26 protein-coding genes are annotated in these 26,726 nt (G+C 69.0%); 11 read left to right on the top strand and 15 right to left on the bottom strand.

From position 1 onward, the window contains the following. Positions 1–12: 12 nt before the first annotated feature. Positions 13–1,080: a succinyl-diaminopimelate desuccinylase gene (gene dapE, locus A7U43_RS09865; protein ID WP_067994161.1), complete on the bottom strand. Its 1,068-nt coding sequence runs from the start codon at positions 1,078–1,080 to the stop codon at positions 13–15. Here dapE and dapD point away from each other — a divergent pair. After that, entirely contained in the window at positions 1,079–2,059 is a 981-nt protein-coding gene (gene dapD / locus A7U43_RS09860; protein ID WP_197499987.1) for a 2,3,4,5-tetrahydropyridine-2,6-dicarboxylate N-succinyltransferase, read from the top strand. The genes dapE and dapD overlap by 2 nt on opposite strands. On the opposite strand, the gene A7U43_RS09855 is transcribed toward dapD, so the two are convergent. Beyond that, the gene (locus A7U43_RS09855) at positions 2,060–2,404 is read right to left on the bottom strand and encodes a VOC family protein (protein ID WP_067994155.1); all 345 of its coding nucleotides are present in this window, start codon (positions 2,402–2,404) and stop codon (positions 2,060–2,062) included. Continuing rightward, entirely contained in the window at positions 2,398–3,816 is a 1,419-nt protein-coding gene (locus A7U43_RS09850) for an acyl-CoA synthetase (protein WP_067994152.1), read from the bottom strand. Before A7U43_RS09850 ends, A7U43_RS09855 begins: the two co-directional genes overlap by 7 nt. Before the next feature lie 32 nt (positions 3,817–3,848). On the opposite strand from A7U43_RS09850, the gene A7U43_RS09845 reads away from it, so the two are divergent. Together A7U43_RS09845 and A7U43_RS09840 are read left to right on the top strand one after the other, a co-directional pair. After that, complete coding sequence (locus tag A7U43_RS09845) at positions 3,849–4,388, top strand: NUDIX domain-containing protein (RefSeq protein WP_067994149.1); 540 nt, start codon at positions 3,849–3,851, stop codon at positions 4,386–4,388. 123 nt (positions 4,389–4,511) lie between these two features. Further along, positions 4,512–5,009, top strand: a complete 498-nt coding sequence (locus A7U43_RS09840) for an Rv2253 family sensor-like surface protein (RefSeq protein WP_067994146.1) — start codon at positions 4,512–4,514, stop codon at positions 5,007–5,009. Between the two features lie 14 nt (positions 5,010–5,023). On the opposite strand, the gene A7U43_RS09835 is transcribed toward A7U43_RS09840, so the two are convergent. Both A7U43_RS09835 and pruA read right to left on the bottom strand, forming a co-directional pair. Then, complete coding sequence (locus A7U43_RS09835) at positions 5,024–5,971, bottom strand: proline dehydrogenase family protein (RefSeq protein ID WP_067994143.1); 948 nt, start codon at positions 5,969–5,971, stop codon at positions 5,024–5,026. Positions 5,972–5,974: 3 nt separating this feature from the next. Beyond that, positions 5,975–7,603 carry an L-glutamate gamma-semialdehyde dehydrogenase gene (pruA, locus tag A7U43_RS09830; protein WP_067994140.1) on the bottom strand — a complete coding sequence of 543 codons (1,629 nt, stop codon included), beginning with the start codon at positions 7,601–7,603 and terminating at the stop codon, positions 5,975–5,977. A gap of 82 nt (positions 7,604–7,685) precedes the next feature. Between pruA and A7U43_RS09825 the strand changes: the two genes are divergently transcribed. Further along, positions 7,686–9,275 (top strand): PucR family transcriptional regulator, encoded by a 1,590-nt coding sequence (locus A7U43_RS09825; RefSeq protein WP_067994138.1) that lies wholly within the window; start codon positions 7,686–7,688, stop codon positions 9,273–9,275. 49 nt (positions 9,276–9,324) lie between these two features. On the opposite strand, the gene dapC is transcribed toward A7U43_RS09825, so the two are convergent. Beyond that, positions 9,325–10,422 (bottom strand): succinyldiaminopimelate transaminase, encoded by a 1,098-nt coding sequence (gene dapC / locus A7U43_RS09820; RefSeq protein WP_067994133.1) that lies wholly within the window; start codon positions 10,420–10,422, stop codon positions 9,325–9,327. Further along, positions 10,419–10,739 (bottom strand): ferredoxin, encoded by a 321-nt coding sequence (gene fdxA / locus A7U43_RS09815; RefSeq protein WP_067994129.1) that lies wholly within the window; start codon positions 10,737–10,739, stop codon positions 10,419–10,421. The genes dapC and fdxA overlap by 4 nt, the downstream gene beginning before the upstream one ends. Before the next feature lie 272 nt (positions 10,740–11,011). Between fdxA and A7U43_RS09810 the strand changes: the two genes are divergently transcribed. Together A7U43_RS09810 and A7U43_RS09805 are read left to right on the top strand one after the other, a co-directional pair. Further along, positions 11,012–11,557, top strand: a complete 546-nt coding sequence (locus tag A7U43_RS09810) for a PadR family transcriptional regulator (protein WP_067994125.1) — start codon at positions 11,012–11,014, stop codon at positions 11,555–11,557. Between the two features lie 14 nt (positions 11,558–11,571). Then, positions 11,572–13,590, top strand: a complete 2,019-nt coding sequence (locus A7U43_RS09805; RefSeq protein ID WP_068002331.1) for an NADPH-dependent 2,4-dienoyl-CoA reductase — start codon at positions 11,572–11,574, stop codon at positions 13,588–13,590. Between the two features lies 1 nt (position 13,591). On the opposite strand, the gene A7U43_RS09800 is transcribed toward A7U43_RS09805, so the two are convergent. The 3 genes from A7U43_RS09800 to A7U43_RS09790 form a co-directional block, all read right to left on the bottom strand. Beyond that, positions 13,592–14,140 (bottom strand): YceI family protein, encoded by a 549-nt coding sequence (locus A7U43_RS09800; protein WP_068002328.1) that lies wholly within the window; start codon positions 14,138–14,140, stop codon positions 13,592–13,594. Positions 14,141–14,211: 71 nt separating this feature from the next. After that, positions 14,212–14,676 carry a DUF2231 domain-containing protein gene (locus A7U43_RS09795; protein WP_068002324.1) on the bottom strand — a complete coding sequence of 155 codons (465 nt, stop codon included), beginning with the start codon at positions 14,674–14,676 and terminating at the stop codon, positions 14,212–14,214. A 115-nt stretch (positions 14,677–14,791) separates the two neighbouring features. Then, entirely contained in the window at positions 14,792–17,362 is a 2,571-nt protein-coding gene (locus A7U43_RS09790; RefSeq protein WP_067994122.1) for a bifunctional FO biosynthesis protein CofGH, read from the bottom strand. A gap of 188 nt (positions 17,363–17,550) precedes the next feature. Here A7U43_RS09790 and A7U43_RS09785 point away from each other — a divergent pair, with 188 nt between their 5' ends. Next, a complete protein-coding gene (locus tag A7U43_RS09785) occupies positions 17,551–18,681 on the top strand; it encodes an ICP22 family protein (protein WP_156525874.1) in 1,131 nt (376 codons plus the stop codon). A gap of 52 nt (positions 18,682–18,733) precedes the next feature. Here the strand turns inward: A7U43_RS09785 and A7U43_RS09780 are convergent, their stop codons facing one another. Both A7U43_RS09780 and mshB read right to left on the bottom strand, forming a co-directional pair. Continuing rightward, positions 18,734–19,174, bottom strand: a complete 441-nt coding sequence (locus tag A7U43_RS09780) for a hypothetical protein (RefSeq protein ID WP_082902070.1) — start codon at positions 19,172–19,174, stop codon at positions 18,734–18,736. 88 nt (positions 19,175–19,262) lie between these two features. Beyond that, positions 19,263–20,114: an N-acetyl-1-D-myo-inositol-2-amino-2-deoxy-alpha-D-glucopyranoside deacetylase gene (mshB, locus tag A7U43_RS09775; RefSeq protein ID WP_067994112.1), complete on the bottom strand. Its 852-nt coding sequence runs from the start codon at positions 20,112–20,114 to the stop codon at positions 19,263–19,265. A gap of 68 nt (positions 20,115–20,182) precedes the next feature. On the opposite strand from mshB, the gene A7U43_RS09770 reads away from it, so the two are divergent. After that, complete coding sequence (locus A7U43_RS09770; RefSeq protein WP_067994109.1) at positions 20,183–21,361, top strand: chloride channel protein; 1,179 nt, start codon at positions 20,183–20,185, stop codon at positions 21,359–21,361. Here the strand turns inward: A7U43_RS09770 and A7U43_RS09765 are convergent. Together A7U43_RS09765 and typA are read right to left on the bottom strand one after the other, a co-directional pair. Further along, positions 21,348–23,252: an ABC transporter family substrate-binding protein gene (locus A7U43_RS09765; protein ID WP_156526094.1), complete on the bottom strand. Its 1,905-nt coding sequence runs from the start codon at positions 23,250–23,252 to the stop codon at positions 21,348–21,350. The two genes, A7U43_RS09770 and A7U43_RS09765, sit on opposite strands and share 14 nt — an antisense overlap. A gap of 20 nt (positions 23,253–23,272) precedes the next feature. Beyond that, positions 23,273–25,186: a translational GTPase TypA gene (gene typA, locus A7U43_RS09760; RefSeq protein ID WP_067994102.1), complete on the bottom strand. Its 1,914-nt coding sequence runs from the start codon at positions 25,184–25,186 to the stop codon at positions 23,273–23,275. 55 nt (positions 25,187–25,241) lie between these two features. Between typA and A7U43_RS30050 the strand changes: the two genes are divergently transcribed. The 3 genes from A7U43_RS30050 to A7U43_RS09745 all read left to right on the top strand — a co-directional run bounded on the left by A7U43_RS30050 (position 25,242) and on the right by A7U43_RS09745 (position 26,324). Further along, a complete protein-coding gene (locus tag A7U43_RS30050) occupies positions 25,242–25,403 on the top strand; it encodes a hypothetical protein (protein WP_197499985.1) in 162 nt (53 codons plus the stop codon). Positions 25,404–25,485: 82 nt separating this feature from the next. Then, entirely contained in the window at positions 25,486–25,752 is a 267-nt protein-coding gene (locus A7U43_RS09750) for a hypothetical protein (RefSeq protein WP_067994096.1), read from the top strand. 197 nt (positions 25,753–25,949) lie between these two features. Then, positions 25,950–26,324: a hypothetical protein gene (locus A7U43_RS09745; RefSeq protein WP_067994093.1), complete on the top strand. Its 375-nt coding sequence runs from the start codon at positions 25,950–25,952 to the stop codon at positions 26,322–26,324. Positions 26,325–26,334: 10 nt separating this feature from the next. Here the strand turns inward: A7U43_RS09745 and A7U43_RS09740 are convergent, their stop codons facing one another. Beyond that, positions 26,335–26,721: a (deoxy)nucleoside triphosphate pyrophosphohydrolase gene (locus A7U43_RS09740; protein WP_067994090.1), complete on the bottom strand. Its 387-nt coding sequence runs from the start codon at positions 26,719–26,721 to the stop codon at positions 26,335–26,337. Positions 26,722–26,726: the final 5 nt, after the last annotated feature.

The following is a 26,726-nucleotide window of genomic DNA, read 5'->3' as shown; positions in this document are numbered from 1 at the left end:
TACCGACTCCGGTCAAGCGGTTAAGTAGGCCCGCAGCGTCTCGGTGGTGGCGGTAATCGCCGCGATGTCGACGTGCTCGTCGACCTTGTGCGCCAGGTTCGGGTCGCCCGGCCCGTAGTTCACCGCGGCGATACCGAGGGCGGCGAACCGCGACACATCGGTCCAGCCGTACTTGGCGCGCACCGCTCCCCCGGCCGCGGCCACCAACGCGGCGGCGGCCGGATTGTCCAGTCCGGGAAGCGCTCCCGACGCGGCATCGGTGACCTGCAGGGACACCTCCAACCCGTCGAGCACCTCGTGCACGTGCGTGATCGCCTGCTCGACGCTGCGGTCGGGCGCGAACCGGAAGTTGACGGTCACCGTCGCCGCGTCCGGGATGACGTTGCCGGCGATGCCGCCGTCGATGCGCACCGCCGAGAGTCCTTCGCGGTACTCGCACCCGTCGATGTCCACCCTGCGCGCCTCATACCGCGACAGCCGGTCCAGTACGGCTCCGAGTTTGTGAATGGCATTGTCCCCCAGCCAGGATCGCGCCGAGTGCGCCCGGGTTCCGGAGGCGCTCACGACGATCCGGATGGTGCCCTGGCAGCCGGCCTCGATGAACCCGCCGGACGGTTCGCCCAGGATCGCGACGTCGGCGGCCAGCCAGTCCGGCAGCTCGCGCTCGATGCGGCCCAGCCCGTTGGCGCTGGACTCGATCTCCTCGCAGTCATACATGACCAGGGTGATGTCGTGGCTGGGCTCGGCGATGGTCGCGGCCAGGTGCAGGAACACCGCGTCGCCGGACTTCATGTCCGAAGTCCCGCACCCGTACATCCGGCCGTCCACCACCCGGCTGGGCAGGTTGTCGGCGGCGGGCACGGTGTCGGTGTGCCCGGCCAGCAGCACCCGTGACGGACGCCCCAGGTTGGTGCGCGCCAGCACCGCGTCGCCCGAGCGGATCACCTCGAAATGCGGCGCCTGCTCGCGCAGCGCCGTCTCGATCTCCCCGGCGATGCGCTGCTCGTGACGCGACTCGCTGGGAATGTCCACCAGGGCGGCGGTCAGTGCGATCGGATCGGCGCGCAGGTCTAGCCCCATGACCGTTGAGGCTAGTCCAGTAGCGTGTAGCCCCGTGACTGCTGCATCTGGCTTCGGCCTGGCCACCATTGCCGCCGACGGAACCGTCCTGGACACCTGGTTCCCCGCACCCGAGCTGACCGGCGACGGAACGTCGCAGACGACGCGGCTGTCGGTCGCCGAGCTGACCGACAACCTGGCCGAACTGACCGGACCGGACACCGATCGCGATGTCGAGGTCGTCGCGGTGCGCACCACCATCGCCTCGCTGGAAGAAAAGCCGGTCGACGCCTTCGACGCATACCTGCGCCTGCACCTGCTCTCGCACCGGCTGACCGTGCCCCACGAGGCCAACCTGGACGGCATCTTCGGGCTGCTGGCCAACGTGGTGTGGACGAACTTCGGTCCCGCCGCCGTCGACGGCTTCGAGCTGGTGCGCGCCAAGCTGCGCCGCCGCGGCGCCGTCACGGTGTACGGCATCGACAAGTTCCCCCGGATGGTCGACTACGTGATCCCGACCGGTGTGCGCATCGCCGACGCCGACCGGGTGCGTCTGGGCGCGCACCTGGCGCCGGGTACCACGGTCATGCACGAGGGCTTCGTCAACTTCAATGCGGGCACGCTGGGTACCTCGATGGTGGAGGGCCGCATCTCGGCGGGTGTGGTCGTCGGAGACGGCTCCGACGTCGGCGGCGGCGCGTCGATCATGGGCACGCTGTCCGGTGGCGGCAAGGAGGTCATCTCGGTGGGCAAGCGCTGCCTGCTGGGCGCCAACGCCGGACTGGGCATCTCGCTGGGCGACGACTGTGTCATCGAGGCGGGCCTGTATGTCACCGGTGGCACCAAGGTGAGCACCGCGGACGGGCAGACGGTCAAGGCGAAGGATCTCTCGGGTTCGAGCAATCTGCTGTTCCGCCGCAACTCGCTGTCCGGCGCGGTGGAGGTCGTCCGGCGCGACGGCACCGGCATCACCCTCAACGAGGCGTTGCACGCCAACTGATCACTCCGGGGCGAGGATGCAGAATTCGTTGCCCTCGGGGTCGGCCAGCACCACCCAGCTCTGCTCGCCCTGACCGATGTCCACCCGGCTGGCGCCCAGCGCGAGCACCCGGTCCACCTCGGCCTGCTGGTCATCGGGCGTGAAGTCGAGGTGCAGCCGGTTTTTGACCACCTTGTCGTCCGGTACGGCCAGGAACAGCAGTTCGGACCCTTGTCCAGGCGGCGGCGTCACGAACGCATCGCCGTCGGCGTCGACGCGCAACGGCCACCCCAGGACGCCGGCCCACCAGGCGCCCAGCCGCTCCGGGTCGTGGGCGTCGACGCAGATCTGGCTGAGCCTCAACATGGGTCGCCTCCTCCGGTGGCCAGCACCTTCTTGAGCACCTTGCCCATGGCGTTGCGCGGCAAAGCGTCCACCATGCGCACCTCCCGGGGCCGCTTGTGGACCGAGAGTTGTTCGGCGACGTGCTGGATCAGCCGGTCGGGGTCCGCGTCGCCGACGACGAAGGCCACGATCCGCTGCCCCAGGTCGTCATCCGGCACGCCGACCACCGCCGCCTCGGCCACACCCGGATACCCCAGCAGGACGGTTTCGATCTCACCGGCACCGATCCGGAAACCACCCGACTTGATCAGGTCCACCGATTCGCGCCCGACGATGCGGTGCATCCCGTCGGTATCGATCACCGCGACATCGCCTGTGCGGTACCAGCCTTCGGCATCGAACGCCTCGGCCGTGGCATCGGGTCGGTTCAGGTATCCGCTGAAGTTGGTCGGGCTCTTGACCTGGAGCTGCCCGATCGATTCGCCGTCGTGGGGCACCGGCCGCCCCTCGTCGTCGACCAGCCGGGTCTGCACTCCCGCCAGTGGCAGGCCGACCCAGCCCGGCCGGCGTTCCCCGTCGACCCGGGTACTGATGGTGATCAGCGTTTCCGTGCTGCCGTACCGTTCGACCGGTGCGTGCCCGGTGAGCCTCACCAGGTCCTCGAACACCGGCGTCGGCAGCGCCGCGCTCCCCGAGACCAGCAACCGCGCCGAGGACAGCGCACGAGCGGCGGCGGGGTCGGCGGCGACACGCGACCATACCGTCGGCACCCCGAAGTACAGCGTGCCCGCCGCCTCGGCGTAGGACTGGGGCGTCGGTTTGCCGGTGTGTACGAATCGGTTTCCGATCCGCAGTGACCCCAGCAATCCGAGCACCAGCCCGTGCACATGAAACAGCGGCAGCCCGTGCACCAGGGTGTCGGCGGCGGTCCATTCCCAGGCCTGTGCCAGCGCGTCGATATCGGCGGCGACGGCGCTCCGGCTGATGGCGACGCCCTTGGGCAGTCCGGTGGTCCCCGAGGTGTACATGATCATGGCCGTGGCCTCGGGCCGCGGCTCGGCGTAGCGGTGCCAGGAGCGGGCGTGCATCCGCACCGGAATATGCGCCAGCCCTTGACTTTCGGCGGGCAGCTCACCGAGCCAGGCCTGTACACCGGAATCGTTGAGCAGATGTTCGCGTTCGGTGGCACCGATATCGGCGGGCACCGGGACGAACGGCACGCCGGCGATGAGGCAGCCGACCACCGCCAGCACCGTGGTCGCGGTGGGGGTGGCGAGGATCGCCACCCGCTGCGCCCGGGCGACGCGTTCGGCGACCGAGGTGCCCGCCCCCACCAGATCGCTGCGGCTCAACGTCACCCCGTCGATGCGCACCGCGTCGGCCAGGTCGTGCCCGGCGGCCACGGCGGCCGGGTCCAGCGAGGACAGCAACACCTTAGACACCTGTGCGAGGCTACTCTTGGCCGATGCGACCGATCGAGCGGATGTCCAGTCGTGAGGTGTACCGCAACAGCTGGATGACGGTGCGCGAGGACGCGATCCGACGCCCCGACGGCAGCCACGGCATCTACGGCGTGATCGACAAACCCACCTACGCGCTGGTGGTCGCGCGCGACGGTGACCGCTTCCACCTGGTGGAGCAGTTCCGTTACCCGATCGGGTTGCGGCGCTGGGAGTTCCCGCAAGGCACCGCGCCGGACCGGGTGGACCTGGCACCGCTCGAGCTGGCGGCCCGCGAGCTCCGTGAGGAAACGGGCCTGCGGGCGGACTCGCTGGTCCGGCTCGGCCAACTCGACGTCGCGCCCGGGATGAGCAGCCAGCGCGGCTGGGTGTTCCTGGCGACCGGCCTGACCCAGGGTGAGCACGAGCGTGAACACGAGGAACAGGACATGCACAGTGCCTGGTTCACCGGCGCACAGATCGAGCAGATGATCCGCGACGGAGCCATCACCGATGCGCAGACGATCGCGGCGTGGACCATGGTGCGGCTGGCCGAAGGCCGCTAGAAAACCAGTTCACCGTCACAATGTGGTCTCTAATTGACGCAGCAGACATGACGATCGAGGGTTTTGTCACCGCCCCCCGCTACCTTGTGGTCAGCTGGTCTTTTTGACTGAACAGGGAAAGGGATGTTGGTCCGTCGACTGTGTACTGCGCTGGCAGCCGTCCTGGTGGCCGGCCTCGCTCCCATGCCGTCGGCCGCCGCGGTCGGCCAAGGGTGGAACGGCCGCTACACCGTCGTGACCTACGCATCGCAGAAGAACGGCACCAGTGTCGCCGCCCGCCAGCCCGAAGGTGATCTCAGCGCCGTCTATACGTTCGCGACGGCGTGCGCCGCCACCAGCTGTGTCGCCACCGTGCTGGACGGGCCCGCGCCGTCGAACCCGACGATCCCGCAGCCCCAGCGCTACAAGTGGAACGGCGAGAAGTGGACCTTCGCCTACAACTGGCAGTGGGAGTGCTATCTCGGTGACAGCGCGCCGCGGGTGTTCAGCCCGGCGCAGTCCTGGGTCTCCTACACACCCCAACCCGACGGCACCCTGCAGGGCAGCTGGTACACCGATATCCTCAGCGGCCCGTGCCGCGGCAACGTGCTCATGCCGGCCGCCGCATTCCCCGCGCCGTGAGGCCGCCTTCGCGGTCAGTCCACCAGTGCCCGTAGGAAGAAGGTGAGGTTCGCCGGGCGTTCGGCGAGCCTGCGCACGAAGTAGCCGTACCACTGCGTGCCGAACGGGACGTACACCCGGACATGGTTACCGGCGAGGGCCAGTCGGCGCTGTTCGTCATCACGGATGCCGTAGAGCATCTGATACTCGAAATCATCGCTCCCCCTGTTGAACTCGGCCGCCATTTCTGCGACGGCGCCGATGACCACCGGATCGTGGGACGCCACCATGGGATAGCCGGTACCGGCCATCAGGATGCGCAGGCAGCGCAGATAGGACTCGGTGACCTCGCCGGCGTCACGGTGGGCCACCGAGGCCGGTTCGTCGTAGGCGCCCTTGCACAACCGGATTCGCATATCGGCCAGCTCGGTACAGTCGGCCGCCGTGCGCCGCAGGTAGGCCTGCAGCACGGTGCCCAGCCAGGGGAAGTCGGCGCGCAGTTCGCGCACGATCGACAGGGTGGAGTCGGTGGTGGTGTGGTCTTCGGCATCGACGGTCACCCACACCCCCAGCTCGGCCGCGCGGGCGCAGATGGTGTGTGCGTTCTCGAAGGCGATCTTGTCGCCGTCGCAGGGCAGCGCCTGCCCCAGCGCCGAGAGTTTCAGCGAGATCTCCAGGGGCCGGGGTCTGCCGGCCTGCTCACCGCGTCCACCGAGCGCGCTGAGCAGACCCAGGTATGCCTGCACGGTGGCCGCGGCGGTGTCCCGGTCGGTGACATCCTCACCCAGGTAGTCGATGCTGACGAGGCGCTGGGTGTCCCGCAGTCGGGCCACCGCCCCCAGCGCATCCTCGACGGTGTCCCCGGGAACGAAACGGTGCACCACCTCGCGGGTGACCGGGAGACGTTCGGCGCTGCGCCGCAACCGGTCCGATCGGCCGGCGGCAAGGATCGCCGGCCGGGCGACCTGCCCGAAAACGCCCATCGTTCAGACCCCCATGTGCGGGTAGTTGTGGTCGGTCGGCGGGACGAAGGTCTCCTTGATGGAGCGCGCGGACGTCCACCGCAGCAGGTTCAGCGCCGAACCCGCCTTGTCGTTGGTGCCCGACGCCCGCGACCCGCCGAACGGCTGCTGCCCAACGACGGCACCCGTGGGTTTGTCGTTGACGTAGAAGTTGCCCGCCGCATGCCGCAATCGGCGTTCGGCCTGCAGGACGGCGGCGCGGTCGTCGGCGATCACCGCACCGGTCAGCGCGTACTTCGATCCGCCGTCGATGACGCCGAGGACGTCGGTCCAGGCGTCGTCGTCGTAGACGTGCACGGCCAGGATCGGCCCGAAGTACTCGTCCCGGAACGCCTCATCGGTCGGGTCGTCGGACAGCAGCACCGTGGGCCGCACGAAATAGCCCTCACTGTCCTCGCATTCACCGCCGACGGCGATGGTGACGGCGGGCGCGCTCTTGGCCCGCTCGATGGCGTGTGCGCTCTTGGCGTAGGCCCGCTCGTCGATGACGGCGCCGCCGTAGTTCGACAGATCGGTGACATCACCGTATTTCAGGGCCGAGACGGCATCCAGGAAATCGTCGCCGACGCGCGCCCACACCGAGCGTGGGATGAACGCCCTCGAGGCCGCCGAGCACTTCTGCCCCTGGTAGTCGAACGCACCGCGGATCAGGGCCGTGCGCAACACATCCGGTCGCGCGGATGGGTGGGCCACCACGAAGTCCTTGCCGCCGGTCTCGCCCACCAGCCGCGGATAGCTGTCATAGCGGTCGATGTGCGCGCCGACCTCGCGCCACAGGTGCTGGAACGTCGCGGTGGACCCGGTGAAGTGGATACCGGCCAGCCGCGGGTCGGCCAGCACCACATCGGACACCGCGTGACCGTCACCGGTCACCAGATTGATGACGCCCGGCGGTAACCCGGCGGCCTCGAGCAGTTGCATGGTCAGGTACGCCGAGAACGTCTGCGTGATGGACGGTTTCCACACGACGGTGTTGCCCATCAGCACGGGTGCGGTCGGCAGATTGCCCGCGATGGCGGTGAAGTTGAACGGGGTGATCGCACAGACGAACCCCTCGAGCGGACGGTAGTCGCAGCGGTTCCACACACCGGGGCTGCTGAGCGGTTGCTGGGCGAGGATCTGCCGGGCGAACGCCACGTTGAAGCGCCAGAAGTCGACGAGCTCACAGGGCGCGTCGATCTCGGCCTGATAGGCGGTCTTGGACTGACCGAGCATGGTGGCGGCGGCGATCGTCTCCCGCCAGGGCCCGGCCAGCAGGTCGGCGGCCCGTAGGAAGACCGCGGCGCGCTCGTCGAACGGGGTGTCCGCCCAGGCGTCCTTGGCGGCGATGGCGGCATCGACGGCGGCGGCCGCATCGTCGTGGCCGGCGTTGGTCAACGTGCCGAGCACCGCCCGGTGCCGGTGCGGTTGCACGACGTCGATGCGCCGGCCGGTACCCATGGCGTGCTTGCCGCCGATGACATGCGGCAGGTCGATGGGTGCGCTCGTGAGGTCGCGCAGCGCGGCGGTGAGGCGGGCACGTTCGGTGCTGCCCGGCGCGTATTCGTGAATCGGCTCGTTCGAGGGCAGCGGAACTGCGGTGATGGCGTCCATGCCCTCAGGGTCTCGTGGCGCCGCCGGCCCAGGCTTGGCGAATCGGCCAAAGTCCACAATCCAGTTAGTAGAATCCCACAACATGGCCGCATTCGCGCCGCCCGGGGTCAGCCTGGGTCAACTGGTACTCGCCCTGGACGCCACGATGGTGACGCTGGTGCAGGCCCCGCGCGGGTTGGATCTGCCGGTGGCGTCGGCCGCCCTGATCGACCCCGACGATGTGCGGCTGGGACTGGCCGCCGCGGCCGTATCGGCCGATGTGTTCCTGCTGCTCGGCGTCGGCGATGACGATGTGCTGTCCTGGCTGGTGCAACAGGCCCCTCGGACACCGGCCGCCATCTTCGTCAAGGAGCCGTCCGCCGCGGTGATCACCCGTGCGGTCGCCGTGGGCACCGCGGTGGTCGCGGTGGAGCCGCGGGCGCGCTGGGAACGGCTCTACCGGCTCATCGACCATGTCTTCGAACACCACGGCGACCGCGCCGACCCACTACAGGAATCCGGTACCGATCTGTTCGGGCTCGCCCAGTCGATCGCCGAGCGCACGCACGGCATGGTGAGCATCGAGGACGTGCAGTCGCACGTGCTCGCGTACTCCGCGTCCAATGACGAAGCGGACGAGTTGCGCCGGCTGTCGATTCTCGGACGCGCGGGCCCGCCGGAGCACCTCGCCTGGATCGGGCGCGAAGGCATCTTCGACGCGCTGCGCGGGAGCACCGAGGTGGTGCGTATCGATGCCCGGCCCGAACTCGGGCTGCAACCGCGCCGCGCCATCGGCATTCACCTGCCCGACAGCCGTCACCGGCCCGCGTTCGCGGGCACCATCTGGGTACAGCAGGGCGCCCGTCCGCTGGCCGACGATGCCGATCAGGTGCTGCGCGGCGCATCGGTGCTCGCCGCCAGAATCCTGGCGCGGCTCGCCGCGGCACCGTCGACGCATGCCGTGCGGGTACAGGAGATCCTCGGCTTGCGCGAGGCCGATATCGACATCGCGGCCACCGCACGGGAACTCGGACTGGCCGCCGAGGGGCCGGCCGCCGTCGTCGGCTTCGTCGGTACCGGTGCGGCGCCGGCCCGCCTGGTCGATGTGCTCGCGCTGAGCGCCAGTGCCTTCCGCCCCGACGCCCAGGTGGCGTCCCGTGGAGTGCGGGTGTACGTCCTGCTTCCGCATGCCGGGAGGACGGTGACGTCGTGGATTCGCGGCACCATCGCCACCCTGCGCCGTGAACTCGGGCTGGAGCTGCGGGCGGTCATCGCCACGCCCGCAACGGGACTCGCGGGCGCGGCAGCCGCCCGCGCCGAAGTGGACCGGGTGCTCGACAGCGCCGAACGCCACCCGGGTGCGCTCGGTGCCCTCACCTCACTCGCCGAGGCGCGCACCACGGTGCTGCTCGACGAGATCGTGACGATGGTCGGTGCCGATGACCGCCTGATCGACCCGCGCGTGCGCGATCTGCGCGCCGCGGACCCCGTGCTGGCCGACACGCTGCGCGCATACCTGGACTGTTTCGGCGATATCGGCGCGGCGGCCCAGTGGCTGCACGTACACCCCAACACCGTGCGCTACCGGGTGCGGCGCATCGAGACCGTCCTGGGCGGTACGTTGTCCGACCCCGATCTGCGGCTGCTGCTCTCGCTGAGCCTGCGCGCGGACCGCACGCCGCCGAACCGGTGACCCGCGTTCGGCTGGATCCCGTGCGTCAGCCGGCCCTTGGAGCCAGGGTTCAGACGAGCCGTTCGGCCGCCGCGGCGATGCGCTCATCGGTGGCCGTGAGCGCCACCCGCACGTGCTGAGCACCGGCCGGGCCGTAGAACTCGCCGGGGGCCACCAGGATTCCGCGCTGCGCCAACCAGGTCACGGTGTCGCGGCACGGTTCCCCGCGGGTGGCCCACAGGTACAGTCCGGCCTCGGAGTGGTCGACGGTGAAGCCGGCGCCGCGCAGCGCCGACAGCAGCACCGCTCGTCGCTGGGCGTATCGCTCACGCTGCACTGCGACATGATCGTCATCGTCGAGTGCCGCGACCATGGCGGCCTGAATGGGCCCGGGCACCATCATCCCGGCGTGCTTGCGCACCGCCAGCAGTTCGGCCACCACGCTCGCGTCGCCCGCGACGAAGCCGGCCCGATACCCGGCCAGCGAGGACGACTTGGACAACGAGTGGATGGCCAGCAGACCGGTGTGGTCGCCGTCGCACACCGAGGGGTGCAGCACCGACAGCGGCGCGGCGTCCCAGGCCAACCCGAGATAGCACTCGTCGGAGGCGATCAGCACACCCCGTTCGCGGGCCCAGCCGACCACCTTGCGCAGATGGTCCAGGCCGAGCACCTTGCCCGACGGATTGCTCGGCGAGTTCAGGAACAGCAGCGCCGGAGCCTGCGGTCCGATCTGCGTCAGCGAATCCGCGGCGAGCACCTGCGCCCCCGCCAGCCGGGCACCCACGTCATAGGTCGGGTAGGCCAGCTCCGGGATCACCACGGTGTCATCGGATCCCAGTCCCAGCAGGGTCGGCAACCAGGCGATGAGCTCCTTGGTGCCGATGACCGGCAGCACCGCGGCCGGGTCCACGCCGGTGATGCCGAATCGGCGTTGCAGCGCAGCATGGATCGACGCACGCAGTTCGGGGGTCCCCGCGGTGGTCGGATAACCCGGCGTCGCGCTCGCAGCCGCGAGAGCCGCACGTATCACCGGGGCGACATCGTCGACGGGCGTGCCGACCGACAGGTCCACGATGCCGTCGCGATGAGCGCGCGCGATGGCGGTGACGTCCGTCAGGGTGTCCCAGGGGAACACCGGCAAGGACGCCGATTTAGGTGAGTTCACTCGCCCTTGGGTTCGAGATCCTTGATGGCCTGCGGGTCGTTGTCGGTCTGGCCGACCTTCGACGCGCCGCCGGGTGAACCCAGCTCATTGAAGAAGTCCGCATTGCTCTGCGTGTAGCTGCTCCACTGATCCGGGACGTCATCTTCGTAGTAGATGGCCTCGACCGGGCAGACCGGCTCACAGGCACCGCAGTCGACGCATTCATCCGGGTGGATGTACAGCATCCGGGCACCCTCGTAGATGCAATCGACAGGGCATTCCTCGATGCATGCCTTGTCTTTGACGTCGACGCAGGGTTCGGCAATGACGTACGTCACTGATGTCTCTCCTGTCCTGTCCAGTGGGCTGCTGGTCGGTTCAGTTTCTGGGTCGGGACTCATCTAGAGCGCCCGCACGGGCCAGTATGAAGGGCTCATTACGGGACGTGCGTCTCAGTGTGTCCTAACTTCACGCGCCGCCCGTGCTGGGTGGCGCGCGGTTACTGACACTAGTCGTTGCATATACACCGCGCCTAGTAGCCACGCGCTATGCACTTCTGTGCACTGCAACTTGTTGCATAAGACCGCCGGTAGCGCTTAGGCTGCCGGACATGGCCCTCCCCCACGCCATCCTCGTGTCGCTGTGCGAGCAGCCGAGTTCGGGCTACGAACTGGCCCGGCGCTTCGACAAGTCGATCGGCTACTTCTGGTCGGCCACCCACCAGCAGATCTATCGGACGCTGCGGGCCATGGAAGGCGATGGCTGGGTGGGCGTCCGCGAAGTCGAACAGCACGGTCGACCGGACAAGAAGGTCTACTCGGTGACCGCGCGCGGGCGCGCCGAACTGGCGCGTTGGCTCGCCGAACCACTGGCCGGCGGCGGGAGCACGGTGGCCGACAACCGCACCCGCGATCTGGCCGTCAAGATCCGTGCCGCCGGATACGGAGATGTCGACGCCATCCGCGCGCAGGCCGCCGGGTTACGCGCCGAACGCGCCGCACTGCTCGACACCTACCGAGGATTCGAGAAACAGCAGTTCCCCGATCCGGCGCGTCTCGCCGGATCCGAGTTGCACCAGTACCTGGTGCTGCGTGGCGGCATCCGCGCAGAGGAGGGTGCCATCGAATGGCTTTCCGAAGTACTGGAGGCCCTGTGAGTACCGGAGACCCCGTGAACTATCCACACCTGCTGTCCCCGTTGGATCTCGGCTTCACCACCCTGCGCAACCGGGTGGTGATGGGCTCGATGCACACCGGCCTGGAGGACCGTGCCCGCGACACCGACAGGCTGGCCGCCTACTTCGCCGAACGCGCCCGCGGTGGGGTGGGTCTCATCATCACCGGCGGGTACGCGCCGAATCGGACCGGCTGGTTGCTGCCGTTCGCCGCCGAGATGCGTTCGGACTCCGATGCGCGCAGACACCGGCGGATCACCGCGGCCGTCCACGCCGAGGGCGGCAAGATCGCGCTGCAGATCCTGCACGCCGGACGCTATGCCTACCATCCACTTTCGGTCAGCGCCTCCTCGATCAAGGCGCCCATCAACCCGTTCCGGCCGCGCGCCCTACGCGATGTCGAGGGCACCATCGATGATTTCGTGCGCGCCGCGCTGCTGGCCCGCGCGGGCGGGTACGACGGTGTCGAGATCATGGGCAGCGAGGGGTACCTGATCAATCAGTTCCTGGCGCCGCGCACCAATCGGCGCACCGACGCCTGGGGCGGGACGCCGGAGAAGCGGCGACGCTTCCCGGTCGAGATCGTGCGCCGGGTGCGGGCAGCCGTCGGCACGGATTTCATCATCGTCTACCGGATATCGCTGGCCGACTACGTCGAGGATGGGCAGACCTGGGAGGAGACCCTCGCGCTGGCGACCGAGATCGAGGCCGCCGGAGCGAGCATCCTCAACACCGGTATCGGCTGGCACGAGGCGCGCGTCCCGACCATCGTCACCTCGGTACCCAACGGCGCGTTCGTCGGCGTCAGCGGCGCATTGGCCGAACACGTCGACATCCCGGTGGTGGCCTCCAACCGGATCAACATGCCCGAGGCCGCCGAGCACATCCTGACCGACACCGGCGTGCAACTGATCTCGATGGCCCGCCCGCTGCTCAGCGATCCGGACTGGGTGCGCAAGGCTTCCGAGGACGCCGCCGATCAGATCAACACCTGCATCGCCTGCAATCAGGCCTGCCTGGACCACGCCTTCGCGCACAAGACGGTGTCGTGTCTGCTCAATCCGCGGGCCGGGCACGAAACCACCCTGGTGCTCGGCCCGACGCGGCGGGCCCGTTCGGTGGCCGTGGTGGGCGCCGGACCGGCCGGGCTGTCCGCGGCGGTGACGGCCGCCCAGCGCGGGCACCGCGTCACACTGTTCGAGGCCGGCGACAGGATCGGCGGCCAATTCGACCTGGCCCGAAGGGTTCCCGGCAAAGAAGAGTTCACCGAAACGCTGCGCTACTACGCGCGCATGCTGCAGGTGCACAATGTCGACGTCCGGCTGGGATGCCGCGCGGATACGCAGACCCTGGCCGGATACGACGATGTCGTGCTCGCCACCGGCGTCACACCCCGGGTACCCGCCATCCCCGGCATCGAGCACCCCAAGGTGCTGTCCTACGCCGAGGTGCTCTCCGGAGCCGCCGTCGGCGAATCGGTGGCGGTCATCGGCGCCGGCGGCATCGGGTTCGATGTCAGCGAGTTCCTGGTCACCACGCATTCGCCCACCCTGAACCGCAAGGAGTGGCAGGCCGAATGGGGAGCCCTGGACCCGCAGGACGCGCCGACGGTGCGCGGCGCACTGGCCACACCCATCCCGCTCCCGCCGGCCCGTGAGGTGTTCCTACTGCAACGCACCAAGGGGCCGCAGGGCCGCGGGCTCGGCAAGACCTCGGGTTGGGTGCACCGCGCCTCGCTGAAAGCCAAAGGCGTGCAACAGCTCTGCGGGGTGAACTACGAGCGCATCGACGACGCCGGGCTGCACATCAGCTTCGGGTCCGATCGGTCCGGTGCGCGGCTGCTGGCCGTCGACAACATCGTGATCTGCGCGGGCCAGGAGTCGGTGCGCGGGCTCGACGACGAGTTGCGGGCCCGCGGTGTCACCGCACACGTCATCGGCGGTGCCGCCGTCGCGGCCGAGCTCGATGCCAAGCGGGCCATCCGCCAGGGCACCGAGCTGGCCGCCAGGCTGTAGATCAGGCCTGCTTGAGCGCTTCGATCTCCAGAGTGATGGTGACCTTGTCGCCCACCACGGCGCCGCCGGTCTCCAGCGGAGCGTCGAAGGCGATGCCGAAGTCCTTGCGGTTCAGGACCACCGAGGCCTCGAAGCCGGCCACCGCACCATGGCCCATGCCGGGGTTGACGCCATGGAACTCGAGCTTCAGCGATACCGGCTTGGTGACACCCTTGAGGGTGAAGTCACCGTCGAGCACATAGTCATCACCGTCGGCACGTACCGCGGTGGACACGAACGACGCGGTCGGGAACTGCTCGGCGTCGAAGAAGTCGGCGGCCTTGAGGTGGGCGTCGCGCTGCTCGTTGCGGGTGTTGACCGAGTTGATGTCGATGGTCGCGGACACCGACGGGGTGCCGTCCTCAGCGACGGTGATGGCACCTTCGAAACTGTCGAACGTGCCGCGGACCTTGCTCACCATCAAATGGCGGACCGAGAAGTTGACCGAGGAATGCACCGGGTCCAGCGCCCAGGTGCCGGTGGTCAGATCGGTGGCGACTGCTGCGGTCATGATGTCTCCTTGCATGGCGGCGCCGGCCTGCCCGGCACCCTCACATCATGCAAACGGACCGTGGTCCGATTTCATTCCGCAATGGTGCCCCACTTCGCCTCCGCGCCCGAGTGCCCGATCAGCACCACGCCGACCGTCGACGACACACCGACCACCACGGCGAGGATCGCCACCCCGACCGCGAGCCCGCGACCCGGCCGCTCCGCGCGCGACTCCCGCACGTGCTGAACCGCCAACAGGATCGCCACCAGCAACAAACCGATCGCGAAGTAGATCATCCACTCGCCGCGCTCCTCATGCAGCTCGAGGATCGGGCGGTGCTCACTTTCGCGGTTGTACAGCCACTCCCCCGCCGACGTCGCCAGCGGTGTGAGCACCATGACGCCGGCAGCAAGGGCCAGCACCAACCACACCAGGCGACTGCGGGCGGCCCGCCAGAATGCACAGAGAATGAGCAACAGCGCCGTCAACGGCGCCAGTGCCACCACGCCGTGCACCAGCAGCGCATGAGCGGGTATCCCGGAAATCGTGGTCATGGCACTCCTGATGCTCGGCGACCACCAGAAGATACCGCCCATCGGCCGCCCATGGCGACCGAAAGGCACATGAGCACAACAAATTTCGCGCCCAGACGGTTAGGAGAGCCTAGGCTCAGGCGGCCAGCGGCGTGTACGTGGTGGTGCGCTGGCGAGCCGGTCGGCCGATACCCTCGGCGATCTCCGTCAGCTCCTCGACCGACTTGGCGGATCCGTTCTCCGAACCCGCCATCCGCGAGATCGTCTCCTCCATCAGGGTGCCGCCCAGATCGTTGGCGCCCCCGTTGAGCATCACCCGGGTGCGCTCGATACCCAACTTCACCCAGCTGGTCTGGATATGAGAGATCCTGCCGTGCAGCATGATCCGCGCCAGCGCGTGCACCGCACGGTTGTCCCGGTGAGTCGGGCCCGGGCGCGCGCCGCCGGCCAGGTACAGCGGGCTGGACTGGTGCACGAACGGCAGTGGCACGAACTCGGTGAACCCACCGGTGCGGTCCTGGATGGAGCGCAGCACATTGAGATGGCCCACCCAGTGCTTCGGCGTGTCGACATGGCCGTACATCATGGTCGAACTCGACCGCAGCCCGACCTCGTGGGCGGTGCTGACCACGTCGATCCACTCCGAGGTCGGCAGCTTGCCCTTGGTCAGCACCCAGCGCACCTCGTCATCGAGGATCTCCGCGGCGGTACCGGGTATGGACCCGAGGCCGGCCTCGCGCAAGGCCGTCAGCCACTCGCGCAGCGACAATCCGCTGCGGGTGACACCGTTGGAGATCTCCATCGGGGAGAACGCGTGCACGTGCATCGACGGCACCCGGGCCTTCACCGCGCGGACCAGATCGGCGTACCCGGTGACCGGAAGCTCCGGATCGATCCCGCCCTGCATGCAGACCTCGGTGGCGCCGGCGACATGCGCCTCCCAGGCCCGGTCGGCGACCTCGTCGGTGGACAGCGAATAGGCGTCGGCATCGCCCTTGCGCTGGGCGAACGCGCAGAACCGGCAGCCGGTGTAACAGATGTTCGTGAAGTTGATGTTGCGGTTGACGACGTAGGTCACGTCATCACCCACGGCATCGCGGCGCAGCGAATCAGCCAGCGCGGCAACCGCATCCAGAGCGGGCCCGTCGGCGGTGGCCAACGCCAGGTACTCGTCGTCACTGCACCCGCCGGGGTCGCGCTCGGCGGCGCGCAGGGCCGCGAGCACATCGGTGTCGATGCGTTCGGGGGCGCGGGCGGCCAGCTCCGAGACCTTCTCCCGGATGGACTCCCAGTCACCGAAGGCGCTGTCGAGATCGCTGCGGGTCTCGGTGAGCCGGCCCTCGGAGTCGATCGCCGTATGCAGGTCGGTGCGGCCCAGTGATTCCGACGCCTCGTCGGGTTCCTGCCACGCCCGCCCCACCGGGTTCACATCCCGCGCCAACCCGGTGTCCGGGTCGGCCAGGGCGTCGACATGCCCGCGGACGCGCGGGTCGATCCAGGCCGCCCCGGCCTGCACGTACTGCGGCTGCGCGGTGAGGCGCTGCACGAGGTCATATCCCGCCTCGGCGGTGATGGATGCCAGGTCGTCCAGGTTCGGCCAGGGCCGCTCGGGGTTGACATGGTCGGGAGTCAGCGGCGACACCCCACCCCAGTCGTCCACGCCGGCACCGATCAGCGCCAGGCACTCGTGGCGCGACACCAGATTCGGCGGCGCCTGGATACGCATCTTGGGTCCCAACACCAGGCGGGTCACCGCGACAGTGGCCAGGAAGTCATCGATACCGGCATCGGGCACCGTGGCCATGGCGGTGTGATCCTTGGCCCGGAAGTTCTGCACGATGACTTCCTGGACGTGACCGAACGCCTTGTGCGACTTGCGGATCGCATGCATGGTCTCGGCGCGCTCGACCAACGTCTCGCCGATGCCGACCAACAGCCCGGTGGTGAACGGGACAGACAACCGGCCGGCGTCATCCAGCGTGCGCAGCCGGACCTGCGGATCCTTGTCCGGGCTGCCGTAGTGGGCCAGGCCCTTGGTCTCGAAGAGCCGCCGCGATGTGGTCTCCAGCATCATGCCCATCGACGGCGCAACGGGTTTCAGCCGGGACAACTCGGTCCAGCTCATGACGCCGGGGTTGAGGTGCGGCAGCAGCCCGGTCTCCTCCAGCACCCGGATGGCCATCGCGCGGACGTAATCCAGCGTGGAGTCATAACCGCGCTCATCGAGCCACTGCTTGGCCTCCGGCCAGCGCGCCTCCGGGCGGTCACCGAGGGTGAAAAGGGCTTCCTTGCAACCAAGCTCCGCGCCTCGGCGCGCGACGTCCAGGATCTCGTCGGGCTCCATGAACATGCCCTTGCCCTCGGCGCGCAGCTTGCCCGGCACGGTGACGAAGGTGCAGTAGTGGCACTTGTCCCGGCACAGGTGGGTCACCGGGATGAAGACCTTGCGGGAGTAACTGACCGGAAGCCGTCCGGTGGCGCCGCGGCGTCCGGCCGATTCCAGGCCGGCGTCGCGCACCCGCGCCGCACTGGCGCACAGGTCGGCCAGGTCCTCGCCACGTGCGGTCATCGCGATGGCAGCTTCGTCCACGTTCAGCGCGACACCGTCGCGGGCGCGGCGCAGGACGCGCCGCAGCGCGGACGGGTTGGGCTTCGGCGGGACCACCGGGCTGGGCAGATCGGAGCCGTGCTGGGGGTTCAGAGCCACTCCCGTGTAACCCCGGCATCGACATGGATCATCCGCGCGTCTCACTATTTGAAACAGATGCGCCTGGCATAAGGGTCACATTAGCCGTCGCCGCGCGGCGGTCGCACGAGCCGTCCTCGGAATACCGCCCGAAACGTTGACCCTGGCGTAAGTTCATGCCCGTCGGGACTGAGTGAACGGGAGCGATCATGCGGTTGCGGGTACGTCCATATCTGATGGCCGGGATCAGTATCGTCGCCGCCGGCTCCATCGCGATTCCCCCGTCGGTGGCGCCGGCGACCCACCCACCCCGGCACGAGAACGTGGCGCTGGCCGCGTCCACCGCACCGGTGAATCCGCTGCTGAAGCAGCCTCCGCCGGAGTACGCCACCGCGCAGGCGGCGACGGCGCTGCTGCCCGCGTCCGCGTTCAGCTCGACCGAGGCGATGACCGAGACGCTGGATGTGGCGTCGGCACAGGTGAGTGCGCTGGCACTGCCCGGCCTGGAGAACGCCATCATCACCGCCTACGACGTGATCATGCCCTGGGTGGACTGGGGTGTGAACCTCGGCATCTACGCCACCCAGTGGATTCCCGTCGTCAACTGGTTCACCCCGCAGATCAGCATCTTCTACTACTCGTTGATCCGCCCGATGATCACCAGCGCCGTCTTCAACATCGCCTACTGGGTGGGCGGCACCATCAGCTTCGGCCAGGGCCTGACCAACTTCTTCAACGACACCGTCGCCGCGGGCATCGGGTTCGTCAACGCCGAGATCGACTGGCTGTTGAGTTTCCTGCCCCCGTTCCCGCCCTTCCCGCCGTTCTTCTCCTCGCTCGCTGCGCAGTCGACGATGGAGGTGATGGGGGCGCGCACCGCGGTGCAGGTCCCGGCCGGTGTCGGCACCGCGCCCGCCGAGGAGGTCGCCGACGAGGAACCGGCAACACCCCCGGTCGATCAGACGGAGCAGACCGAGCAGACCACCCCGCCGGCCGAGCCCGAGACGCCGGTGGCCGAGGAACCCGGACCGTCCACGGTCGAGACCGACCCCGCGGACGCCGAACCTCAGCAGCCCGTGGAGACTCCCACCGACGACACGAGCGACGGTGAGGGCCTCCCCGATGAGGACGCCGAGCAGGACGTCGATGTCGATGTCGATGTCGAGGAGACCACCACGGGGGACACCGACGTGGACTCCGAGCAGCCGGATATCGACAGCGAGGACCCCGGACCCGATCCGCAGGCCGACAACGAGCCGGACAACACGCCCGACACCAAGAACGAGACCACGAGCGAAACCAAGCCCGACAGCAGTGCCGGCTCCGGCGCCGAGAAGTAGACCACCACGACGTACGTGATCAGATTGTGTGCGTGATCAGTAACGGTGGACGTTACCGATCACGCACAGACTGCGCGCCGCGCAACACCAGGGCCGCCGGCACCGCCCCCACCACGATGAGCGCGAGCACGGCGTAGCTCATCGCGCCGACCCCGCCGAACACCAGGTCATTGCCGGGCCCGCCGAAGGTCAGCCCGAGCACCGTGGCCAACCATGTCCACAACGGCAGTGCGGCCACCCGGATCGACGGTGTGCACTGCAGTGCCGCCCACACCAGCGCGGCGTTGACCGCACCGCTGATCAGCATGCTGACCGGGAGCGGCACCGAACCCAGGCGAAGGGGCAGCAGGAAGGCCGAGGCCAGAGCGGTCAGCACGCCGTCGACGGCGAGCACACCGAGCACGAGGGGCGCGAACCAGGCGGGCCCGTCCAGACGTCCCGCTGTCAGGTCGGGATGCTGTCGAGCAGCGCGACCAGGGAGCCGACCACCCACTGGAAGTTGTCGGCGCGGTCCTGCCAATGTTGCAGGTTGGGATCCAAATCCGGGTCCATGTCGCAGACCTTACCGCGTCTGTGCCCGACTATCGGAAATTCAGCCCGGCCAACAGGTCGTTCTCGATTCCGTCGCTGCCCCGCTCGCCGGCGGCCAGCACATAATGCTCCACACCCCACAGCGGCAACGCGATCTTGTTGGACAGCGCCATCGACCGGCCGTCCGGGGCCACCGTGACCTGCGTGGCGTGCGCCCGCAGGGCGGCGGCCTTGGCCGGCAGCTGCGCCGACGCATCGATGACCGCGTCCACCCGCTCATCGGGAAACGCGAACGAGAAGTCCTCGGGCTTGATCACCACCCAGTCCTGCGGTGGCTGGCCGAGATTGGCGAAGCCGTCGACGAACCCGGACACGGCCATCACCGTCCAGTAGAACTTCGGGACCGGCCAGGCCAGTGTCGCGGAGGCGGCCACGGCCGCGGTGGTGAGTTCGTGGACCCTGATGTGGTCCGGATGCCCGTAACCACCATTGGGGTCGTAGCCGACGAGCACGTGTGGGCGGAAGTCCTGGATGACGGCGACGAGTTCGGCCACCGGCTCCTCCAGCGGAGCATCCACGAAGCGCTGGCGGTGCCGCGCGGGCGTGCCGGGCATGCCGGAGTCCCGCCACCGCCCGGCCCCGCCCAGATAGTGCGGTTCGCCGGCGCCCAGGGCCGCCAGCGCCGCGGTGAGCTCGGTGACCCGGTAGCCACCGAGCTGATCGGCGGCGTCGACCGCGAGCCCGGCCCAGCGCTCGCCGATGACCTCGCCCTCCTCGCCCATCGTGCAGGTGACCACCCGCACCTCGGCGCCCCGCGCCGCGTAGTGCGCGATGGTGGCACCCGTGGTCAACGATTCGTCGTCGGGATGGGCATGGACAAAGAGAAGCCGCGGAGTCTCCACTCCCCTAGGTTTACCGTGTGCCGCCCCCGGACGCGAGAAGCCGAGCGCTTGAGTATGCCTGCGCGGTCATGGCGATCGGTCTGCTCGCCGGGGTGGCCGGTATCGCCACGACCCTGCTGCTGCACGGTATCGAGCACCTGACCTACCGCTACAGCTTCGGCAGTCTGCTCGACGGCGTCGACGACAGCGGACACCTGCGCCGTGCCGTCGGCCCGATGATCGGCGGTGCGCTGGCCGGGCTGGGCTGGTGGGTGTTGCGGCGACACCACCCGGTGCCGCGGCTGTCGGCCACCATCGCCGCCCGCCGACCCCTGCCCCGGCTGCCGATGGCCATCGATGCCGGTCTGCAGGTGCTCCTCGTGGGCGCCGGTGCGTCGCTGGGCCGCGAGGGCGCGCCGCGGCAGCTGGCGGCGGTCTTCGGCGACGCCGCCACGGCGCGCTGGTCGCTCACCGCGCGCGACCGCGAGATCCTGCTGTCCTGCGCGGCCGGGGCCGGCCTGGGCGCGGTGTACGGCGTGCCGTTGGGCGGCGCGCTGTTCACCATCAGTGTGCTGATGCACAGTTGGCACCCCCGCGTCGTGGGAACCGCGCTGATCACCTCCAGCCTCGCGGTGGCGGTGGCGTCCCCGGTCACGCATCTGCGCCATCCGCTGGACTGGCCGGACGCGGACCTTTCCTACCTGTTCGTCGGACTGGCGCTGGTCATCGCACCGCTGGCGGTCGGTGTCGGCGTCGCGTTCAACCGCATCACCGCAACGAGCACCACCCCCAGCTCCTCCTGGACACTCATCCCCGGCATCGCCGCGGCCGGCCTGCTCACCGGAGTCTGCTCCATCTGGTGGCCCGAGCTTCCCGGCAACGGCCGCAGCATCCTGGTGGTCAGCGTCGACAGCGATCTGACCATCACCGCCGCGCTGGCCATCCTGGCGCTCAAACCCGTTCTCACCGCGCTGTTCCTGCGGGCCGGCGCGGTGGGTGGGCTGCTCACCCCCGCGCTGGCCACCGGCGCCGCGGCGGGATCGGTGGCCGCATTGGCGCTCAACGAGTTCACCGGCCTGCACGTCAATACCGCTGCGGTCGCCCTCACCTGTGCCGCCGGGGTGCTCGCCATCACCCAGCGCGCGCCCGCGTTCGCCGCCCTGTTCGTCTGGGAACTCGCACATCCGCCGGTGTGGTTACTGGCGGTGTTCGCGATCGCGGCCTTTGCCGCCCACCGGATCTGGCGCAGCTCCGTCAGGGCTGCTTGACCCACTTGCCGGCGTCACCGACGATGCCGACCGGTACCGCACCGGTCAGGCTGACCCCGGACACCCGCGGCCCGGCCGCCACGATGGTGGTGTCCTGCAGGATCGGCAGCACGGTCGACAGGTCCCACAACCGCGGTTCGACGGCATCGATCACCTTGCCGATCTCCTCGGTGCCGCGCAGGGCCGCATCGATTCTCGGTTGGATGCTGCGGTCACAGATCCCGGTGAGGTTACTGGGCGCCTGTACCAATTCGCCTGTGCTTTCCGGCGATTGGGGTGCCGAGGTGGCCGGTGTGGTGGCCGGCGCGGTGGCGGTGGGCGTCGGAGGTGCCGACGTGACGGTGCTCGAGGACTTCGGCAGCGTGGTGGTCACGGTGACGCTGGGCGCCGGTGTCACCGTGGACACCGGGGTCGCTTCCAGCGCGGGGCAGCCGTAGCGCGAGGCCAGCGCCGTGGCCAGATCGCCTCCGGCGGAATGCCATCCGACCACCGCGTCCACTGAGTTGTTGACCATGGCATCGCCGTAGAGGGTCACCGGGTCCAGCGCGGACACCGAGGCGGCGATACCGACACTGCGCAACTGGTCGGCCGCGGTGTTGGCCACCGCGATCGATGTCGGGTCGTTGGCGGCCACTCCGAGCACCACCGTCAGCGGCACACCGTCCTTGATGATCTGACCGCGGGCCTGGTCCGGCGCGGGAGTGCCCGGCGTCGCCGTGGTGGGCGCCTGCACCGGTTGCACCTGGTAGCCCGCATCGGCCAGCAATCCGAGCGCCGCCTCCCGGCTGAGTGCCGGCGGGGCGGTCGGCACATAACCGGGATCCGAGGGTGAGCGCACCTGGGCCTGCGCCAGGGTCACCGTGTTGTCCGACCCGGCGCCGACGGCGGCCAGCAGGTCGACATCGAGCAGCCCGAACAAGGCCCGCCGCACCCGCAGGTCGGCGAACGCAGGCTGCTGCGCCCGCAGCGTCAACTGCATCACCCGGGGCGTGACGATGCGTGCGGTCCGCACATCCGGGATCGCCGACAACTGCGCGAACGCCGCCTGCCCACCATGCACCTGGGCCACCTGGGTGTCGCCGTTGCGGATCGAGTCAGCCAGTGCCGCAGGGGAACCCGCGCGGCGAAACAGGACCTGGTCGGGTTTGGCCGGTTCGCCCCAGTAGCGGTCGTTGCGCGCCAGCAGGATCTCGTCACGCTGCGGGTCGATGTTGTCCACCCGGAACTGGCCGCCGGTCACCGGCAGCGCCCTGGCCAGTCCGGCGCCGAAACCACCCGGCACATCCTTGACGATATGGGCGGGCAGGATGTCGTTGAACAGTTCCCGCCACGCCGGATAGGGCTGCGAAAACGTCACCACGGCGGTCTTGCCGCCCTCCACCGACTGCACGCCGGTGATGAGGTCGTATCCGGCGGGGTCGACGACACCGGGCTGGCTGACCATCTGCCGCCACAGGTACCAGTAGTCGTCCGCGCCGATCGGCGCGTTGTCGGTCCACGCCGCCTCCGGCCGGATCTTGTAGGTGACGGTGAACGGCTCCTCGTCGGTCACGTCCGCCGAGACGAGCAACGTCGGATCCATCTCCCACCGGGAACCGGTCGGGGTCGCCGGATCGGCGATGGGACGGAACGAACTCGGCAGCACCAACGACGAGATCGCGGCGTTCACCGAGGACTGGTCGGACAGCAGATGCGGATTGAACCCGGCGCCGATCGCGTCGATGGCCATGATGATCTGCATGGCCTTGGCCGGCGCCGGTGGCGGTGTGGACACCGTCTCGGTGCTCTGCGGGGCGGGCGGCGGGCTGACGGTGCAGCCGGCCAGCACCAGCGCCGACAGCACGGCCACAACCACGGTGCAGCGGTGTCGGGCTGTCGGCACGGGGTTCAGGGTATCGGGCCGTCGCAATCTCAGGAGTTCTGTGCCTTGGCGCGCGACTTCGCGCGGGCCCGCAGGCTGGCGGTGAGCTCAAGCTTGCGCACCCGCACGATCTCCGGGGTGACCTCGACGCATTCGTCCTCGGCGCAGAACTCCATGGCCTGCTCCAGGCCGAGCTCCAGCGGACGCGCCAGCGTCTCGAAGACGTCGGCGGTCGAGGACCGCATGTTGGTGAGCTTCTTTTCCTTGGTGGCGTTGATGTCGAGGTCTTCGGCACGCGGGTTGATGCCCACGACCTGGCCCTCGTAGGTGTCCTGGCCGGGCTCGACGAAGAACTGGCCGCGGTCGGCGAGCTGGGTCATGGCGAACGGCGTGATCTTGCCGGACCGGTCGGAGACCAGCGAGCCGGTGTGGCGGGCCCGGATCTCGCCGGCCCACGGGCGGTAACCGTCGAACACCGCGTTGGCGATGCCGGTGCCGCGGGTGATCGTCAGGAAGTCGGTGCGGAACCCGATCAGGCCGCGGCTGGGCACGATGAAGTCCATCCGGACCCACCCGGCGGCATGGTTGGTCATGTCTTCCATGCGGCCCTTGCGGGCGGCCATCAGCTGGGTGATGGCGCCGACGAACTCCTCCGGGGTGTCGATCGTCATCGCCTCGAACGGTTCGTGCAGCTTGCCGTCGATGGTCTGGGTGACCACCTGCGGTTTACCGACGGTCAGCTCGAAGCCTTCGCGGCGCATCTGCTCGACCAGGATGGCCAGTGCGAGTTCACCACGGCCCTGCACCTCCCAGGCGTCCGGCCGGCCGATGTCGACGACCTTGATCGACACGTTGCCGACCAGCTCGGCGTCCAACCGGCTCTTGACCATCCGCGCGGTCAGCTTGTGCCCGGACACCTTGCCCGCCAGCGGCGAGGTGTTGGTGCCGATGGTGACCGAGATGGCGGGCTCGTCGACCGTGATGCGGGGCAGCGCGTGCGCGTGCTCGGTGTCGGCGAGGGTGTCGCCGATCATGATCTCCGGCATACCGGCGACGGCGACGATATCGCCGGCGATGGCCTCATCGGTCGGGGTGCGCTCGACGCCGACGGTGACGAGCAGTTCGGTGATCTTGGCGTTGGTGATGACGGGATGCCCGTCCACCTCACGCATCCAGGCCACCTGCTGACCCTTCTTGAGCTTGCCCTTGTAGATGCGGACTAGCGCCAGACGACCGAGGAACGCCGAGGCGTCGAGGTTGGTCACCAGTGCCTGCAGCGGGGCCTCCGGATCGCCCTGCGGCGGCGGGATGTGCTCCATCAGCACGTCGAACAGCGGGTCGAGGTTCTCCCCGTCGGGGTTCTGCCCGTTGGCCGGCTCGGTGGTGCTGGCGATGCCGGCCCGGCCCGAGGCGTAGAGCACCGGCAGGCCGAGGGCGAATTCGGCGGCCTTCTGGGCCTCCTCGTCGAGATCGGAGGCGACGTCCAGCAGCAGGTCGTGGCTTTCCTCGACGACCTCGGCGATCCGGGCGTCCGGGCGGTCGGTCTTGTTGACCACCACGATCACCGGCAGGTGCGCGGCGAGTGCCTTGCGCAGCACGAAGCGGGTCTGCGGCAGCGGGCCCTCGGACGCGTCCACCAGCAGCACCACACCGTCGACCATGGACAGGCCGCGCTCCACCTCGCCGCCGAAGTCGGCGTGCCCGGGGGTGTCGATGACGTTGATGACCGTGACGGTGCCATCCGGGTTGGTGCGATGCACCGCGGTGTTCTTGGCCAGGATGGTGATGCCCTTTTCCTTCTCAAGGTCACCGGAGTCCATCAGCCGTTCGATGGCGTCATCGCCACGGTGCGACAACGCACCGGACTGCCGCAGCATTGCATCGACCAGGGTTGTCTTACCGTGATCGACGTGCGCGACGATGGCTACGTTGCGAAAGTTCGGGCGAGAATCCACGTGGGTCATTGTCGCAGTGCGGGTACCCGATCACGAAAACGAGCCAATCCTGCGGAAGGCGTGCGTGAAGAAGCTGCTCTCGGCCAAGCCGAAAAAGAAGTGTTGTCGCAGCAAGCCGCGCTGCAAGAAGTGCCCACTGGTGCTGCACAAGGTGCACAAGGCCGCCCACAACGGGCTGCGCGGCAAGGAGCTGGAGAAGGTCTACAAACTCGCTCGAAAGACCTGATGAGCTGGGCGGATACCTGGTCCTGACGCCGCAGCAGGCGTACCGTGGAGGTACCCCGTCGGGCGTCTTGGAGGTTACGGTCATGGCGGTTTATCAGGTGTTCACGGTGGCGGTGATCGTCGTGCTGGCGGTGGCCGCGACGGCCGCGATCTATCTCGGTTTGCTCAACTGGTTCGGCGCCGCGTACGTGGTGCGGTGTGCCGCATGTCACCATCTGACGCTGTCCTCGGCCAAGGACCCGCAAGCGTCCTGCCCGCACTGCCGGCACCCGGCGCTGCTGCACCCGATCTACACCGCCGGCCACCGCGACCAGCCGGTCCGGGTGGTCGGCGACCGGCTGCGGTACTAGCCACCTCCGGCGCGCAATAATCTTCGAGAACTCTCAGGTTCACCCAATTGACCTGATAGTCAATATCTTTCGGCGCGATCGCCGTTCAGGCCCGCCGCGAAAGCCCTTGCGCACGCAATCGATTGGGTAACGTTCGACACTCCTGCGTGATCCGGTGAGCGGCCAGAGCGGTCCGCTGCGACGAAGGGCTTGTGCCGATGTCTGTGACCACCCGGAGCCTTGTGCGTGTCGCGAGCTCGCTGACCGTCGTCGGCATCGGCGCCGCCGCGGCGGCCGCCGCCGCGCTGAGCATCGCCGCGGCGACCGCGAACGCCGAGGTCACCGAGGTCGCGCCGCGCCCGAATGTGAGCAGTCGGCAGGCGGTGATCGTCGACAAGAATGCGCTGCGCCGCGCCGGCCAGGGCGTTGCCCGTGGCGCGGGCGCGGAGAACAGGCGCGCCGGCGCCGGTGGCGTCATGGCCCAGGGCGAGGTCCGCGACAGCGTGATCGCGGTGCCGGGCACCTCGTCGGCGCCGTTCGGGGTCCCCGCGGGCGGCGAGTTCCGCCAGTACGCGCCCATCGGGAGCTGGTGAGGGCTCCGAGCTAACGCAGCGCGCCGGCCAGGTCGGGTATCCACCCGCGGTCGGCGGGCACCCAATCCAGGGTGTCCAACTCCCGCGCACGCACCCAGCGCAGCGCGCGATGGTCATGGGCGCGCGGACTCCCGGCCGTACAGGTCACCAGATAGGCCCGCAGCGTCATCGCGTTCGGCAGCACCACGTCCGCGCCGAGACGCGCGCCGACGGTGACCTCGATGCCGAGTTCCTCGCGCAGTTCCCGGGCCAGTCCTTGCGCGTCGGTCTCGCCGTCGGCCACCTTGCCGCCGGGCAACTCCCACAGGCCGGCCAGTTCCGGCGGCCGCACCCGCTGCGCGACGAGCAACCCCGCCGGTGAAATGAGTGCTCCCGCAACGACGATCTGCCCGGTCATCGCGC

The sequence above is a fragment of the Mycobacterium adipatum genome, from assembly GCF_001644575.1.
In the GTDB taxonomy this organism is placed as follows: domain Bacteria; phylum Actinomycetota; class Actinomycetes; order Mycobacteriales; family Mycobacteriaceae; genus Mycobacterium; species Mycobacterium adipatum.
Note: the sequence above shows the minus strand (reverse complement) of the source record. Positions and strands in the feature narration are given on the sequence as shown.

Coding starts and splice junctions, on each gene's coding strand:
- dapD (WP_197499987.1), top strand. CDS start 1,079: ATGACCGTTGAGGCTAGTCCAGTAGCGTGTAGCCCCGTGACTGCTGCA.
- dapE (WP_067994161.1), bottom strand. CDS start 1,080: ATGGGGCTAGACCTGCGCGCCGATCCGATCGCACTGACCGCCGCCCTG.
- A7U43_RS09855 (WP_067994155.1), bottom strand. CDS start 2,404: ATGTTGAGGCTCAGCCAGATCTGCGTCGACGCCCACGACCCGGAGCGG.
- A7U43_RS09845 (WP_067994149.1), top strand. CDS start 3,849: ATGCGACCGATCGAGCGGATGTCCAGTCGTGAGGTGTACCGCAACAGC.
- A7U43_RS09840 (WP_067994146.1), top strand. CDS start 4,512: ATGTTGGTCCGTCGACTGTGTACTGCGCTGGCAGCCGTCCTGGTGGCC.
- A7U43_RS09835 (WP_067994143.1), bottom strand. CDS start 5,971: ATGGGCGTTTTCGGGCAGGTCGCCCGGCCGGCGATCCTTGCCGCCGGC.
- pruA (WP_067994140.1), bottom strand. CDS start 7,603: ATGGACGCCATCACCGCAGTTCCGCTGCCCTCGAACGAGCCGATTCAC.
- A7U43_RS09825 (WP_067994138.1), top strand. CDS start 7,686: ATGGCCGCATTCGCGCCGCCCGGGGTCAGCCTGGGTCAACTGGTACTC.
- A7U43_RS09810 (WP_067994125.1), top strand. CDS start 11,012: ATGGCCCTCCCCCACGCCATCCTCGTGTCGCTGTGCGAGCAGCCGAGT.
- A7U43_RS09800 (WP_068002328.1), bottom strand. CDS start 14,140: ATGACCGCAGCAGTCGCCACCGATCTGACCACCGGCACCTGGGCGCTG.
- A7U43_RS09795 (WP_068002324.1), bottom strand. CDS start 14,676: ATGACCACGATTTCCGGGATACCCGCTCATGCGCTGCTGGTGCACGGC.
- A7U43_RS09785 (WP_156525874.1), top strand. CDS start 17,551: ATGCGGTTGCGGGTACGTCCATATCTGATGGCCGGGATCAGTATCGTC.
- A7U43_RS09770 (WP_067994109.1), top strand. CDS start 20,183: ATGGCGATCGGTCTGCTCGCCGGGGTGGCCGGTATCGCCACGACCCTG.
- typA (WP_067994102.1), bottom strand. CDS start 25,186: ATGACCCACGTGGATTCTCGCCCGAACTTTCGCAACGTAGCCATCGTC.
- A7U43_RS09750 (WP_067994096.1), top strand. CDS start 25,486: ATGGCGGTTTATCAGGTGTTCACGGTGGCGGTGATCGTCGTGCTGGCG.
- A7U43_RS09745 (WP_067994093.1), top strand. CDS start 25,950: ATGTCTGTGACCACCCGGAGCCTTGTGCGTGTCGCGAGCTCGCTGACC.
- A7U43_RS09740 (WP_067994090.1), bottom strand. CDS start 26,721: ATGACCGGGCAGATCGTCGTTGCGGGAGCACTCATTTCACCGGCGGGG.